This is a genomic window from Streptomyces sp. NPDC048191 (assembly GCF_040652655.1).
In the GTDB taxonomy this organism is placed as follows: Bacteria; Actinomycetota; Actinomycetes; order Streptomycetales; family Streptomycetaceae; genus Streptomyces.
The window spans coordinates 417913-432382 of the sequence record NZ_JBEZMO010000001.1 but is presented as its reverse complement, the minus strand read 5'-3'; the positions used below and the strand labels follow the sequence as shown (position 1 = coordinate 432382).

14 protein-coding genes and 1 pseudogene are annotated in these 14470 nt (G+C 73.1%); 7 read left to right on the top strand and 8 right to left on the bottom strand.

Going from position 1 to position 14470, the window contains the following annotated elements; genetic code table 11:
• Positions 1 to 65 precede the first annotated feature (65 nt).
• The 5 genes from AB0D93_RS01960 to AB0D93_RS01940 all read right to left on the bottom strand — a co-directional run bounded on the left by AB0D93_RS01960 (position 66) and on the right by AB0D93_RS01940 (position 4878).
• Complete coding sequence (locus tag AB0D93_RS01960; RefSeq protein WP_362111280.1) at positions 66 to 1796, bottom strand: SpoIIE family protein phosphatase; 1731 nt, start codon at positions 1794 to 1796, stop codon at positions 66 to 68.
• 168 nt (positions 1797 to 1964) lie between these two features.
• Positions 1965 to 2474, bottom strand: a complete 510-nt coding sequence (locus AB0D93_RS01955; protein WP_362111277.1) for a DinB family protein — start codon at positions 2472 to 2474, stop codon at positions 1965 to 1967.
• Positions 2475 to 2800: 326 nt separating this feature from the next.
• Positions 2801 to 3250 carry a DUF6114 domain-containing protein gene (locus AB0D93_RS01950; protein WP_362111274.1) on the bottom strand — a complete coding sequence of 150 codons (450 nt, stop codon included), beginning with the start codon at positions 3248 to 3250 and terminating at the stop codon, positions 2801 to 2803.
• Entirely contained in the window at positions 3241 to 3813 is a 573-nt protein-coding gene (locus tag AB0D93_RS01945; protein WP_362111271.1) for a DUF6230 family protein, read from the bottom strand. The genes AB0D93_RS01950 and AB0D93_RS01945 overlap by 10 nt, the downstream gene beginning before the upstream one ends.
• A 198-nt stretch (positions 3814 to 4011) precedes the next feature.
• A complete protein-coding gene (locus tag AB0D93_RS01940) occupies positions 4012 to 4878 on the bottom strand; it encodes a GNAT family N-acetyltransferase (RefSeq protein ID WP_362111268.1) in 867 nt (288 codons plus the stop codon).
• A gap of 134 nt (positions 4879 to 5012) precedes the next feature.
• Here AB0D93_RS01940 and AB0D93_RS01935 point away from each other — a divergent pair, with 134 nt between their 5' ends.
• Entirely contained in the window at positions 5013 to 5333 is a 321-nt protein-coding gene (locus AB0D93_RS01935; RefSeq protein WP_362111265.1) for a GYD domain-containing protein, read from the top strand.
• A 33-nt stretch (positions 5334 to 5366) separates the two neighbouring features.
• Positions 5367 to 6848: a multicopper oxidase domain-containing protein gene (locus tag AB0D93_RS01930; protein WP_362111261.1), complete on the top strand. Its 1482-nt coding sequence runs from the start codon at positions 5367 to 5369 to the stop codon at positions 6846 to 6848.
• An 11-nt stretch (positions 6849 to 6859) separates the two neighbouring features.
• Here the strand turns inward: AB0D93_RS01930 and AB0D93_RS01925 are convergent, their stop codons facing one another.
• The gene (locus tag AB0D93_RS01925; RefSeq protein ID WP_362111258.1) at positions 6860 to 7174 is read right to left on the bottom strand and encodes an ANTAR domain-containing protein; all 315 of its coding nucleotides are present in this window, start codon (positions 7172 to 7174) and stop codon (positions 6860 to 6862) included.
• 213 nt (positions 7175 to 7387) lie between these two features.
• Between AB0D93_RS01925 and AB0D93_RS01920 the strand changes: the two are divergent.
• The 4 genes and pseudogenes from AB0D93_RS01920 to AB0D93_RS01905 form a co-directional block, all read left to right on the top strand.
• Positions 7388 to 7621, top strand: a pseudogene (locus AB0D93_RS01920) (D-beta-D-heptose 1-phosphate adenosyltransferase); the annotation flags it as partial.
• On the top strand, positions 7618 to 8631 hold the full coding sequence (locus AB0D93_RS01915; RefSeq protein ID WP_362111255.1) for a glycosyltransferase family 9 protein: 1014 nt from the start codon (positions 7618 to 7620) through the stop codon (positions 8629 to 8631). The pseudogene AB0D93_RS01920 and the gene AB0D93_RS01915, both read left to right, overlap by 4 nt.
• Positions 8632 to 8751: 120 nt before the next feature.
• A complete protein-coding gene (locus tag AB0D93_RS01910) occupies positions 8752 to 9516 on the top strand; it encodes a GAF and ANTAR domain-containing protein (protein WP_362111252.1) in 765 nt (254 codons plus the stop codon).
• Positions 9517 to 9556: 40 nt separating this feature from the next.
• Positions 9557 to 10309, top strand: coding sequence for a GAF and ANTAR domain-containing protein (locus AB0D93_RS01905; RefSeq protein ID WP_362111249.1), 753 nt, complete (start codon positions 9557 to 9559; stop codon positions 10307 to 10309).
• A gap of 26 nt (positions 10310 to 10335) precedes the next feature.
• On the opposite strand, the gene AB0D93_RS01900 is transcribed toward AB0D93_RS01905, so the two are convergent.
• Both AB0D93_RS01900 and AB0D93_RS01895 read right to left on the bottom strand, forming a co-directional pair.
• Positions 10336 to 11871, bottom strand: a complete 1536-nt coding sequence (locus AB0D93_RS01900) for an FAD-dependent oxidoreductase (RefSeq protein ID WP_362111245.1) — start codon at positions 11869 to 11871, stop codon at positions 10336 to 10338.
• 177 nt (positions 11872 to 12048) lie between these two features.
• Positions 12049 to 12864 carry a helix-turn-helix domain-containing protein gene (locus AB0D93_RS01895; protein WP_362111242.1) on the bottom strand — a complete coding sequence of 272 codons (816 nt, stop codon included), beginning with the start codon at positions 12862 to 12864 and terminating at the stop codon, positions 12049 to 12051.
• Positions 12865 to 13118: 254 nt separating this feature from the next.
• Here AB0D93_RS01895 and AB0D93_RS01890 point away from each other — a divergent pair, with 254 nt between their 5' ends.
• Complete coding sequence (locus AB0D93_RS01890; protein WP_362111239.1) at positions 13119 to 14390, top strand: S53 family peptidase; 1272 nt, start codon at positions 13119 to 13121, stop codon at positions 14388 to 14390.
• Positions 14391 to 14470 lie beyond the last annotated feature (80 nt).

The window sequence follows — 14470 nt, the reverse complement described above, 5'->3', positions numbered from 1 at the left end:
TCCGCGATCTCCCGGATCCGGTGGTACCGGGGACCGAACCAGGGGGTGCGGGTGGTACCGGGGTACTACGGCGAACCGGTGTCCCCTCGTGCGGGTGTGCGCAGGGCGAGGAGGGCGACGTCGTCGAGGCCGGGCGGGTGGACGCGGTGCAGCAGTTGGTCGGTGAAGGACGGCAGGGGGCGGTGGGCGAGAGCCGCGGCGTGCTGGCGCAGCCAGTTCAGGCCGTCGTCGAGAGTGCGGCCGGGTGCTTCGACGAGACCGTCGGTGTACAGCAGGAGGGTGCAGCCCGGTGGCAGGAGGACGGTGGCGTCGGTGCGGGGGCTGTGGACTCCGGTGCCGAGCAGGAGGCCGTGGCCGTCGGTGAGGTAGTGGGCCAGGCCGTCCCGGGTGACGAGGAGGGGCGGCGGGTGGCCGGCGTTCGTCCAGGACAGCTGCCGGTGACCGGCGTCGGTCCGGGTCAGCCGGGCGAGGACGAGGGTGGCCATGGTGACGTCGGTGATGGGCGTGACCGCCTCGTCGAGGCGATCGACGATCCGGCTGGGGGGGTCCTGCTGGGACCAGGCGTAGGCGCGCAGCATGTTGCGCAGCTGGGCCATGCCGGCGGCGGCCTCCAGGTCGTGGCCGACGACGTCTCCGACGGCGAGTGCCGTGGCACCGTCGGGGAGGGTGAAGGCGTCGTACCAGTCGCCGCCGACCTGGGAGGCGTCCGGGGCCGGCAGGTAGCGGACGGTCATCTGCAGCCCGGGCACCTGCGGCATCTGGGGCAGCAGGTGGTTCTGCATGGTCTCGGCGACCTTGCGCTGGCGCTGGTAGAGGCGGGCGTTGTCCAGGGCCAGGCCGGCCCGGCGGGCGATGTCCTCGAGCAGGGGCAGGTCGGCGACGGTGAAGTCGCCCGGCTTCCGCGCGCGGCCGAGGGTGAGGGCTCCCAGGACGTCGCGGGTGCTGCGCAGGGGGGCGATGGCCGCGGAGTGGATGCCGGTGGTCTCGAACAGGCGGTGCTGCTCGGCCGCGATGCCGGAGTCCGGGACGCCCCGGTACGTCTCGGGGCCGGCCAGTGCGGAGGCGACGCCACGCAGGGCCCTCGACAGGGGCATCGGGGACTCCTCCGGAATCGGCGGCATCGGCCCTTCGAGGTCCTCGTGGTGCACCAGGGTGTCGCCGTCGGCCTGGACGACGGCGGTGCGCCACACCTCGTCGCGCTCGGTGATCAGGTCGACGACCACCCAGTCCGCCAGGCGCGGCAGCACCAGGGCCGTCAGCCGGCGCACCGCCTCGTCGACGTCGAAGGTGGACGTCAGCTGGGTGGTGGTCTCCGCGAGCAGGGCGAGTCGCTCGAATTCGGTCAGCGGTTCGGCGGCCTGTTCGGGGCCGGGCCCGGTGCCGGGTGCCCGGTCGGGGGCGTGGAAGACGACGAGTGTGCCGGCGCGTCGGTCGCCGATGTCGTAGGGCGTCATCGTCCAGGAGACGGGCAGGAGGGACCCGCCGCCCCGCTCGAAGTACTCGGGGCCGCCCTGTGCCGGGCGTCCGGCGTGGAACGCCTGCCGCATGCTGCACTGCGTCGCGGACAGCTGCTGCCCCTGGGGCCCGCGGTGCAGCAGGTCATGGGCGTCATGCCCCACGAGGTCGCCGGCGGAGCGGTCCAGCAGGTGTTCGGCGCGGGTGTTGACCGCCACGATGCGGCCCTGCTCGTCCACGACGTAGGCGCCCGCCCCGATGGCCTCCAGAGCCGTGCGGAGCCGGGTGGAGGAGGGCGTCCGGGACTGCTCGTGCCCTGGTTCCGTGCCCTCCGGCCTCATGACGGCCTCGCCTCCCTGAAGATCGGACTTCCGCCCTCCGCGCCACGTCGGCGTGCGTACGAGGATGTCCCGCGCGCCTTTCCTCCCGTGTTCCCCGCTGCCGCGGAAGTGTGGCCCGGTCCACGGAAACGGGGCGGGCGCCGTCCGTGGCCGTCGCGGGTGCTCGGATCAGGCGCCGACCGTGCCGTCCACGCCCTCGCGGAGGAAGTCCGCGTGGCCGTTGTGGCGGCCGTACTCCAGGATCATGTGGAGCATCACCATCCGCAGGGACACGTCCTCGCCCCAGCGCGGCTGGTGCCCGGCCAGGTCCAGGGACTCGGCCTCGCGCTCGATGCGGCGCGAGTGCTCGACCTCGGCCTGCCACACCGCGAAGGCCTCCTCGGCGCTCGCGCCGGCGGTGTCGTAGGCGGCCTGGAAGTCGAACTCCTTCTCCGACCACAGCATCGGGGCGGAATTGTCGTCGAACACCCGGCGGAACCAGGCGCGTTCGACCTCCGCCAGGTGGCGGACCAGGGAGAGCAGGGAGAGGGTCGACGGCGGCCTCGACCGCTCCTTGAGCTGCTCCTCCGTCAGGCCCTCGCACTTCATCGCCAGGGTGGCCCGGTGGAAGTCCAGGAACGCCCGCAGCGTCTCGCGCTCCGTGCCGAAGAGGGGCGGGCCAATGCGTTCGACGGTCACGGGGCCCTCCCGGGCGGTAGTTGGGGCGTCGAACCTACCTCGCCTCGCCGTCCGCCGGGGCCGGGGGTGTGGTGGCCGCGTCCACTGCGCCGCCCGCTCCGGGCCCCAGGCCGGCGTGGCCGTGCCGCCGCCGTACCGGTCGCCGCCGTACCGCCGTACCGGTCGCCGCCGTACCCGACTTGGCCGTATCCGGCGTGACCGCGGGCATGCGCGTACCCGGCGCCGCCGTACGAATCGCCGCCGTACGGATCGTCGCCGTACGCTCCGCCGTCGTCGTCCGTCCCCGGCACGCGTCGTGTCCCCCCTGTCCTGGCGGGCCGGAGCTGTCACACCTCACGCCTCGGACGCGCCGGAATCGCCGGGACCGTGGCGTCGCCCGGTGGTGCCGCGGGCTCGTCAGCCGGGGGCGGCATCCAGGCGCAGGCCAGGGATCCGCCCACCAGGCCGGAGAGCACGCCGAGGAAGAGGCCGCCGAAGTTCGCGACGGGGAAGGAGACGAGGGCGAGCAGAAGGGTGGAGATCCCGGCGAACAGGCGAAGGTGGGGGCGGCAGCAGAGCGTGACGCCCAGGGTCAGGAGCAGAACGCCGATCACCAGGGAACCGGCACCGGACGTGGTCGAAAGAGCGAGCGGAATCCCGCCCAGGTCCAGGTTCGCGTAGGGCCAGTAGAGGATGGGCAGGCCGGCGGTGAACGTGAACAGCCCCGCCCAGAAGGGGCGTTCGCCACGCCACGTCCTGAACCTGCACCGAACAGGGGCCGGCCGGATCACGGGCATGCGTGGTTGCCCTGCTCGAGCCGCACGGCCAGGCCCGGAATGCTGAACGTGCCGGCGGAGAGCGCGACCGCGGTCACCCGCACGTCCTTCAGGGTGGTCGAGTCGGCCTGCTGGCCGACACCGTCCGGATCGAAGAACCGCGAGTTCCTGTCCCCGGGATTGACCGGGCCCTTGGTGATGGCGCCCTGGGCGACACCGATGTCGAGGCCGTTGAAATTCGCGTCGGCGGCCATGTCGGCCGTCGCGTCGATGAACAGGTCCGACGCCTCCGCCGGCCGGCCGGAACCGCCGGTGAGCCGCAGCGTCTGTGTGCCCAGCACCGGGACGTCGACGACGACGGACTGACACAGCCCGTGGATGGTCGCGTGCCGGAACCCGCTGACCACGACGGGTACGGGCTGCTTCTTCCTGGTGACGTCGATCGTGCCGTAGAGGCTGAACCCACGGGCGGTCAGGGTGTCGGCGGTGACCTGGAACTTCTGGCCGGAGATGAGGAACGAGGCGGCGAGCGCTCCCTGCGCCATGGCGATGCCGACCGCCGCGCAGGCCGCGACGCTGGGCACCAGGACCACCGCGAATCGCCTCCAAGAGGTCCTCCCGGCGCGGTGCGACATCCCGTCTCCTTCAGTGGTGAGCTGAACCCGCCCGTGCCGGACAAGGCAAAGGGGTGTCCCATTTGTCCGCTTATAGATACTAAGCTTCCGGGCGCGGTGACCAGTCGCACGCCGGGCCCGCCGTACGGGTGATGACCGCTGCGCCGGCTACCCGTCGCGGGAGAAGTCGTACGCGGCCCAGTCGGTGACCCGGACGTACCCGACGCGCTGGTAGAGGGCGTTGCTGGTGGGGTTGGCCGCGTTCGTGAACAGCACGACCTCCTCGGCGCCCGCGGCCAGCGCGGCCCTGCTCGCCTCGACCGTCACCGCGCCCGCGTAGCCACGGCCGCGCAGGCGGGCCGGGGTGTAGACGGGGTCCACCCGGACCTGGCCGCCGACCAACGGGTTCATGCCCGCCATGGAGACGGGCGTGCCGTCCGGGGTCTCCCAGTACATGTAGCGCTTCTCGGCGAACCGTGTGCCGGCCCAGGTCGAGGCGTCGATGGAGACGACCTCGCCGACGTCCGCGGCGAACTCCCGGCACCAGCCCATGAGGTGCTCGTGGTCCGGCTCGCCCACGGGCCGGCCCCGGCCCGCCGGGACCGGCTCCGGCGGGGTGAGCACGCCGAGGCGGTACAGGTGGAGCCGGACGCGGAGCTTCGGCGTCGCGCCCGTGTGCCGCTGCCAGGCCTCGGCGAAAGCAGCGGCGGAACGTTGGTCTGCGCTGACGGAGCGAACGGGGTGGCCGAGCGCGACCAGGTGGGCGGCGAGGCTGTCGGCCTGCTCGGGAGTCAGAGAGGTGACGCCCAGGCCGCCGGACGGGAGGCGGTAGAAGGTGGCGCCGACCTCGCCCGCCCGTTCCAGCCGGCCGGCGACGGTGGCGGGGGCGCCGTACGCGTCCGCTCCGCGCGTTCGCAGCTTCTCGAACACCGTCAGCTGCATGGTGTGCAGGACGGGACGCGAACGCAGGAAGCCCCCGGCCCGGGCGAGGAAGTCGTCGACGTCTTCGGTGAGGTGCCAGTCGTCGGGACGCATGCTTCATCTTCCCCGACGTACTCGAACCGGGGGAGCACTACGAGTGAATCCGGCCGTGCGGTGAGTGGGGGGCGGCAGGGCAGCGGGAAGGCCATGGTGCGTACCGGACACGTCACGGGCAGGGAGCGCCACCTATGCCGAAGTTCCTCATCCAGGCCAGCTACACGCCCGAGGGCACGAAGGGTCTGCTCAAGGAGGGCGGGAGTGGTCGCCGCGCTGCCGTCGACCAGGCCGTCACCGACCTCGGCGGGACGGTCGAGGCCATGTACTTCGCCTTCGGGGAGGACGACCTGGTGTGCATCGTCGACTTCCCCGACCCGGTCTCCATGGCGGCCGTCAGCCTCAGAGTGAAGGCCGGCGGCGCGCTCCGCACCCGGGCCACTCCCCTCCTCACCCTCGACGAGATCGACCAGGCGGCCCGTCGGCAGGTCACCTTCCGGCCTCCCGGCGCGTGAACGCGCGCGGCCGGAACGGAAGGGAGCACAGCGGTGTCCGTCTCTCGTCGCGAGGCTCTCCGGCTCGGGGGTGCCGCGCTGCTGGCCGGAGCCGGCTCGGGTGTGGCGACCGGCTGCGACTCACCGGCGGCGGTGAGCGCGGCCGTTCCCCCGAGAAGGGCCGACCACACGCTGCGGATCGCGACCGGACGCGTCGAGCTCGCGCCGGGCACGACCGTGACGACCACGACGTACAACGGCCGGTTCCCCGGGCCGCTGCTGCGGTTCACCGAAGGCCGCCCGGTCGTGGTCGACGTGCACAACGACACCGGCACACCCGAACTGCTGCACTGGCACGGCCAGCGGGTGCCCGCCGACGTGGACGGGGCCGCCGAGGAGGGCACCCCGGACATCCCCGCGCACGGGACGCGGCGCCTGTCGTTCACCCCCGGACCGGCCGGTTTCCGCTTCTACCACACCCATGTGGCGGCACACGGTGACCTGACCAGGAGCACGTACTCCGGTCAGGCGGGCCCGGTCTACATCGAGCCGAAGGCCGACCCCGGCGCCTACGACCAGGAAGTGTTCCTGACGCTGAAGGAGTTCGAACCCTCCCTCAGCCACGGCGGGGACGTGCCCCTGTCCTTCCTGGCCGGCTCCCCGGTGCCGGAGCTGAAGCGCAAGGGCGAGAAGGCCATGGCCGACTCACTGGCCCGGGGCATGCCGCGCGGCTACGAGGTCGGCTACCGCGTCTTCAGCGTCAACGGCCGCAAACTAGGCCACGGTCGGCCGGTCAGGGTCAGGACCGGGCAGCGTGTGCTGTTCCACGTCCTCAACGCCAGCGCCACCGAGATCCGCAGCCTCGCCCTGCCCGGCCACACCTTCGAAGTCGTCGCGCTCGACGGCAATCCGGTACCGCGCCGGGCGAGCGTCCCGGTGCTGTGGATCGGCACCGCCGAACGCGTCTCGGCCCTCGTGGAGATGAACCACCCGGGTGTGTGGGTCCTCGGGGACCTCTCGGACGACGACCGGAACGCCGGCCTGGGCACCGTGGTGGAGTACGCCGGCCGCACCGGTTCCCCGCGGTGGACCGCACCGCCCGCGTTCACCTGGGACTATCGCGCCTTCGCCGGCTCCGGCGCCACCGGCCGGCGGCCCGACCGCACGATCGACCTGCTGGTGGAGAAGCGCAACGCCGCGGCCGCGGGGTTCAACATCTGGCCCCTCAACGGCGTCCCCTTCTCCATGGACACCGACACGCCGGTGCTGGACGTCGAGCGCGGCAAGCGGTACCGGATGCGGCTGCGCAACGCCAGCGACGACATCCACCCCGTCCACCTGCACCGCCACACCTTCGAGGTCACCCACGTCTCCGGCGGCCCCACCCACGGCCTGCGCAAGGACGTCGTCATGCTCGGCGGCTACCAGGCCCTCGCCTTCGACTTCACGGCCGACCAGCCGGGACTGTCCCTGTTCCACTGCCACCAGCAGCTCCACATGGACTACGGATTCATGGTCCTGCTGCGCTGCTCCTGACACGGCGACGGTCACTCCGGGAGTGACTCCGGAACCTGGGCCGGACCGTGGCGGTCGAGGGCCGTCTCCAGCTCGGCCCGGATGTCCGTGGGCAGCTCTCCCCCGCGGCCCCAGAGGAGAATCAGTTCCGCGACGTTGCGCAGCCTGATGTTGGTGTGCTGGGACACCTCCCTCAGGACCTGCCAGGCCTGCTCCGGCGTGAGCCGCCCGAACGCGATGACCATGCCGATCGCCTGGTCCACCACGGCGTGCGAGGTCACAGCCTGCTTCAGCTGATCGATTTCTTCGCGCAGCTCCGTGACGCGCTGCCGCTCCCGCTCGCCCACGAGACCATCCTGCGCGCCCGGCGGGCTCCGGTGCCACCCCCGGATCCGGTGGCCGTGCGGGTCAGCCCACGCACCGACGGGCGGTTGGGGGGCCTCCAGGGCGGCACACCGGCCAGACCGCCCCGGCGGCCGGTCAGGCTGCCGTGTCGAGGGTTTCCCGGGTCGTCCTGTCGCCCGGCTCGGCGGGCAGGAGGACCGGGGTGCGGGGGCACGGTGTTCGACGAGGACACACCGGAACGGCTGCTCGGCGAGCTGCGCCCGCACATCTGGGCGAAGGGCGGCGACTACGCCCTCGGCCGGCTGCCGGAGGCGTCGCTGGTGGAGAGCTGGGGCGGCCAGGTGGTGCTGTTCCCCTACCTGGACGGCCGGTCCACCACCGGCATCGCACGGCGGGCGGCCTCCGGCCGGGAGCCGGCGCGGCGCCTGCCGGAGAGGGAACGCCGGTGAGCGGTGCGCCCCCGCCACGGGTCCTCGTGCTGCGTGCGCTGGGACTGGGCGACCTCCTGGCCGGGGTGCCCGCCCTGCGGGGCGTCCGGCGCGCGTTCCCCGGTCACCGCGTCGTCCTGGCGCTGCCGGCCGCGCTCACCGAGGCCGCGCTGGCCACCGGGTCGGTGGACGCGGTCCTTCCGGCCGAGGCACCCGGGCGGGGGGTGCCGACGCTGGCCGGATGGCCGGACGGGCCCCCCGACGTGGCGATCGACCTGCACGGCAACGGCCCGGAGAGCCGTGACGCGCTGGCCGCCCTCGCCCCCCGCCGCCTGCTGGCGTACGCCTGCGCCGACCCCTCGCTCGTCCGGCCGCCCGTGTGGCGGCCGGACGAACACGAGCGGGACCGGTGGTGCGGCTTCCTCGCGGCCCACGGCATCGCCGCGGACCCGGACGACGTACGGCTGCCCGTGCCGGCCACCGCCTCCCCGGCGCCGGGGGCCGTGGTCGTCCATCCCGGGGCGGAGTCCGCGGCGCGGCGCTGGCCCGCCGAACGCTTCGCCGGCCTCGCCCGGCGGCTGCGGGCGGCGGGCCACCGGGTGGTCGTCACCGGCGGCCCGAAGGAGGACGCGCTGGTCCGTGAGGTCGCCCGCCGCGCCGGCCTGCCGGCCGGGGACGAGCTGCGGGGCGGACTGCCGTTCGCCGAGCTGTCGGCGCTCGTCGCCGGTGCCCGGCTCCTGGTCAGCGGGGACACCGGCCTCGCCCATCTCGCGGTCGCCCACGCCACGCCGTCCGTCACCCTGTACGGCCCCGTCTCACCACGGCTGTGGGGCCCTCCTCCCGTCCCGCGGCACGTCGCCCTGTGGAAACCGGGGCCGCCCGGCGATCCGCACGGCGACCGGCCGGATCCGCAGCTGATGCGCATCGGCGTGGAGGAGGCGGCCGCCGCTGCGCTGGCCCTGCTCGGTCCGCACGGGCGGGGTCCCCTGCCCGCGTCCGGTTTCCCCCGGTACCGCGCGGAAACCCGGTGACGGCGAGGTGTGACAACGCCGTGCGGGCCGAGGACCGAGGGCGAGCCACCGCGGTGGGCGCGGACGGCTGCCGCCCTGTGCCAAGATCGGACGGAGCCTTTAGCGTGGGAGGTGATGGTCATGGCGGGCGACGACCTCCTGGGTGACGGGAACGCCGATCAGGAGACGGACCTCGAACGCGCCCGCATCGCCCATGAACTCATCGCCGCGGTACGGGATCTGGCGCCGTCGAAGGTGCCCGAGTCACTGTGCCGGGCCTGTGTCACGCTGCTCCCGGCGGCCTCGGGGCTGTCCGTGTCGGTCCTCGGCGACCGCTCGGAGACCGGTGTCCTGCTGTTCGCCAGCGACGGCGTCGCGGCACGGCTCGCGGAGATCCAGTACACCCTCGGCGAGGGGCCCTGCATGGAGGCGGCCCGGTTGCGTGCGCCCGTGTTCGCGGCCGACCTGACCCGGGTACCGGACACCCGCCGCTGGCCGCTGTTCGCCGTGCAGGCGGCCCAGGCCGGGGCGCGGGCGTCCTTCTCCCTGCCGCTGGCGGGTGCCGGGGCCGCGCTGGGCACGCTCGACCTGTACCGGGAGCGGCCCGGCTCCCTGGACGCCGCCCAGATCCGCACCGCCATGCTGGTCGCCGACGCGCTCACGCTGGCCGTGATCGCCCTCGACCACGCTTCTCCAGACCCCGAAGGAGTCGTAACGTGGCTGGCGGGAGCGGAAGCGGACCGGGAGGAGGTGCACCAGGCCACCGGCATGATCATGGTCCAGCTCGGGGTGAGCGCCGAGGAGGCCCTGCTGCGGCTGCGTGCGCGGGCCTTCGCCCAGGCGAGCACGTCCGTCGAGGTCGCCCGCGCCGTCATCGACCGCTCCTTGGACCTCCGCGATGACTGAGCGGCCCGTTTCACGAGAGAACAACGCCGGGGAGACGAACATGAACCGCGAGCGGCAACTGGCGCAGGCGTTCGTCGCCCTGTCGGACACCTATGCCGCGGAGTTCGATCCGCTGCACCTCTTCCACCGTCTGGTGCACTCCTGCCGGGAGCTGCTGGACGCCGACGCGGCGGCCGTGATGATCGGCGACGCCCGTGGCAGCCTGAAGACGATGGCGACCACCGACGACCACGCCGCCTTCATCGAACTGCTGCAGGTGCAGACCGGCCAGGGCCCCTGCATGGACTGCTACCGCACCGCTCAGGCGGTGGCCGTGCCCGACAGCACGGCCGAGTACGAGCGCTGGCCGAAACTCGTCACCGCCATGCTCGAGGCCGGCTACGGCTCCCTGAACGCGGTCCCCATGCGGCTGCACGACCGCCCGCTGGGCACCCTCACCCTGCTGCGCAGCCACGCGGGAGGGCTCCCGGAGGACGACGTCCTGCTGGCGCAGGCCCTCGCGGACTCCGCGACGCTGGCCCTGATGCACTGGTCGACCGAGCCGGCGCGCAGCGACGACGTCATCACCCGCGTGCAGAGCGTCATCTCCGCCAAGGCCACGCTCGAGATCGCCAAGGGCATGATCGCCCAACAGGCGGGAACCACCCTTCCCGAAGCCGCCCGGCTGCTCAGCGGCTACGCGAGCCACCACCGTCTCCGCCTCACCGAGACCGCCCACGCCCTGGTCACCCGGGCCCTGGAACCGGCCGCCGTCGTGGACGGCCAGCCGCCGGCCGTGGTCCGGCGGGGCTGAGGCCGCGCGACCGCGGACCGTCCGGGTCAGGACGGCGGGATCTCGCGCCGCTCCAGCGGCCGCACGGCCGGACCCTGGAGGATGCGGCCGTCCGGGGCGAACCGGGAGCCGTGACACGGGCACTCCCAGGCCTGTTCCGCCCGGTTGAAGGCGACGAGACAGCCGAGGTGGGTGCAGCGGGCCGAGACGGCCTGGAGACGGCCGCTGTCGTCCCGGTGGACGGCGCACTGGTGTCCGCCCACCCGTAGGACGGCACCGTCGCCGGGTGCGAGGCCGTCGGGTGAGGGCGCCGTGGCGGACGGCAGCCGGTCGCCGACGAAGTGCTTGGCCACGTGGGCCTGGTGCTTCAGGAACGACACGCCCTCGCGGACCACGGAGACCAGCCGGCGCGGGTCGTACAGGCCCGCCCACTCGACCGGGCGGCCCTCGACGAGGTCGCTGATCAGCCTGCCGGCCATGATGCCGCCGCTCAGGCCCCAGCCGCCGAACCCGGTGGCCACGTAGGTGTGCCGGCTGCCGGGGTGCAGCAGCCCGACGAGGGGCACCGAGTCGGTGGAGTCGTTGTCCTGGGTGGCCCACCGGTGGGTGAACGTCAGACCCGGGAAGCGGCTGTCGGCCCAGGCGGCCAGCCGGTCGAAGCGTTCCTCGACGTCGGCGGTGCCGGGGCCGAAGTGCTCCCCGGTGACGATCAGCAGACGGGTGCCGTCGCCGTACGGGGCGCTGCGGACGGAGCGGGTGTTCTGTTCGGGCGTGATGTACATGTCGCGGGGTGCCCGGTCCGCGTCGAGGGTGCCCGCGACGACGAGTTCGCGGCGCGGGGAGAGCCGGGTGAAGAGCAGTGCCCGGTCGAAGACGGGGTAGTGCGTGGCGACGACGACCTCGCGGGCACGCACCGCCACACCCGTGTCGGTCGTCAGGACGCAGGGTTCGCCCTCGGTGAGGCCGGTGACGCGCGTCCCCTCGTACACGGCGCCGCCGCGCCGGCGCAGGTCGTCGGCCAGGGCGAGCAGGTACTTGCGGGGGTGGAACTGCACCTGGCCGGTCACCCGGACCGCACCGGCCACCGGGTAGGGCAGCTCGGTGCCGGTGACGAACTCGGCCGGCAGCCCCGCCTCGCGTGCCGCCTCGGCCTCCGCCCGCAGCTGTGCGACACGCTCCGGGCTCTCGGCGTACGTGCAGGCCGCCGCCTCCTCCCACTCGCAGTCGATGCCGAGGTCGGCGACGATCTCGGCGGCCCGGTGCAGCGCGGCCGACTGCGACCGGGCGTACAGCCGCGCCCCCTCACGGCCGCGGGTGCGGCGGAGGTGGTCGTACACGAGCGTGTGCAGCACGGTCAGCTTGGCCGTCGTGTGGCCGGTGACCCCGGCGGCGATCCGGCCGGCCTCCAGCACGGCCACCTCGCGGCCGCGCCGGGCCAGCTCCCAGGCGGTGCTGAGGCCCGCCATGCCGCCGCCGACCACCGCCACGTCGACGGAGACGTCCCCGGCCGGCGGGGGAGCCGGGTCGCCGCCCGGCGCGGTCTCGATCCAGTACGACCCCCGGATTCCTCGCTCAGCGTCCATGACCACCGGGTTCCCGCCACGCCGGCTGACACGCGCGGCCACGCCGGGCGTCGTGAACCGGCCGGGAACCCCCGCTCCCGGTCACCGCACGCGCGACGGCACCGGCCAGGGCGTTGTCCACAGCGTCAACCGGCACAGAAGGCCAACCATCCGTCATCGCACGGCAGTTGAGCACCGCTACAGGCCCGGCTCCGGGCCGGGTGCAGAGTCTTTCCACACGCTGTGGAAGGCCAGCCGCAGGCAACCCGCGAGGGCCGGGTGCTCGATGAAGAGGGTGGTGGTGGAGCCGGCGCCGGCCACCGGGTCGGGCATGTCGCACAGGACGAGGGAAGCGTCGGCTATGACGAGCTTCAGCGGCAGCTCGGGAGCGAAACGGGCCTCCTCCCCCGCCGCGGCGAAGCGCCGCACGTGCTCCACCGTCCCGGGGTCCTGCAGGGCCTCGTCGAGGTAGATCGCCCGGACCGTACCGCCCGCCCGGTGGAGCCGGTGGACCACCGCCAGGCCCTCCGTGTTCTCGGCGGGGGCGACGAACGGCGGTTTGCAGAAGGTGAGCAGTTCGTGCCGCGCCTGCCGCTGGATGTCGGCGAAGCGTTCGGAGATCGCCTTCGGGTCGCGCAGGATCTCGATGTAGTCCAGCGGGTCGGTGTGGTCCCGCCCCTGGGACCACAGCGGCTGCAGCAAACCGGCCAGGCCCTGCGAGACCCGTTCCAGCCGGTCGACGGACTCCCGCTGCACGGCCATCAGCCGGGCGAGGGCCAGTTCGGGGGTGACGGCGGAGTACGTGGCCACGCGCCCGGGGTGAGCGGTGGCCAACTGCCGCCGTACGAGGGCGTCCAGGACGTCGTACACCCGCTGGCGCGGCACGTCCGCCTCCCGGGCCACTTCGGCGGCCGTGTAGGAGCCACGCCTGACGAGGGCCAGATAGACCCGAGCCTCGTACCGGGCCAGGCCCAGCGACATCAGATCGTTGATCGTTCCGACTTCAAGCTCCATGACCGCACAACGTACCCGGCCGGGAAGAGGAGTTGACACCAAGGTTTTTACCAACTGCCTCTGTTCTCTCCGGCAAATTCTCCATAGCCTCATGGGTAGCCACCACTGACCGGGGTGGCAGCATCGGAACGATGCCCGACAGTCGGCCCCACCCGACCACCCCCAACGGAAAGCGGTTGTCATGCTCATGGCGTGACAGGCCGGCTTCCGGCCGTCGACGTGGAGCCGCCCATCCCCCCACGGAGGGCAGTTCATTGCAGTCCCATCGCAGAAGGACCCCGATACGCCGCTGGGCGCCCGCGCTCCTGTCCGCAGCGGCTCTGATCACCGGCGGCCTGGCCGTCGGCACGCAGACGGCGGCCTTCGCCACGACCACCAGCGCGTCGCACACGACGGCCACCACCGCGGCCACGGCCGCCGACGTGCACACCCGCCCGCTGTGTTCGCAGCCGAGCAAGCCCGGCTACATGGCCTGCCAGGCGGTGGTCCGCACCGACCTGAAGACGCAGAAGTCCCTGGGCCGCCACGACACCCCCAAGGGGTTCGGACCGGCCGATCTGCAGGCCGCCTACAACCTGCCCAAGGACGGCGGCAAGGGCGCCACGGTCGCGATCGTCGACGCCAACGACGACCCGAACGCGGAGAAGGACCTGGCGGCCTACCGGTCCCAGTACGGCCTGCCGGAGTGCAGCACGGGCAACGGCTGCTTCAAGAAGATCGACCAGGACGGCGGCACCAGCTACCCGACGCCGGACGCCGGTTGGGCCGGGGAGATCTCGCTCGACGTGGACATGGTCAGCGCGGCCTGCCCGCAGTGCCACATCCTGCTCGTCGAGGCCAAGTCCGCGAACATGGACGACCTCGGCGCGGCCGTGAACCAGGCCGTCAAGCAGGGCGCCAAGTACGTCTCCAACAGCTACGGCGGCGGCGAGGAGACCGCCGACACCCAGGCGGACGACAAGTACTTCAAGCACCCCGGCGTCGCCATCACCGTCAGCTCCGGTGACAGCGGCTACGGCACCGAGTACCCGGCCGCCTCGCAGTACGTGACCGCCGTCGGCGGCACCTCGCTCAAGAAGGACAGCAGCACCCGCGGCTGGTCCGAGTCCGTCTGGGGCACGTCCGCCGGCGGCGACGGTGCCGGCTCGGGCTGCTCGCAGTACGACGCCAAGCCGTCCTGGCAGAAGGACACCGACTGCGCCAAGCGCGCCGTCGCCGACGTCGCGGCCGTCGCCGACCCGGCCACCGGTCTCGCCGTGTACGACACCTACCAGGCGAGCGGCTGGAACGTGTACGGCGGCACCAGCGCCTCCGCGCCGTTCGTCGCCGGCGTCTACGCCCTCGCCGGCACCCCCGGCTCCGGTGACGTCCCGGCCTCCTACCCCTACGCCCACCCGGACAAGCTGAACGACGTCACCGACGGCTCGAACGGCTCCTGCGCCAACTACCTCTGCAAGGCGGGCAAGGGCTACGACGGGCCGACGGGTCTCGGCACCCCGAACGGCGTCGCCGCCTTCACCAAGTAACGGAGTCGCGGCCTTCACCAAGTAACGGAAGAGAACCGACAGACCGCTTCGCCCCGCCGGGACCCCGGCGGGGCGAAGCG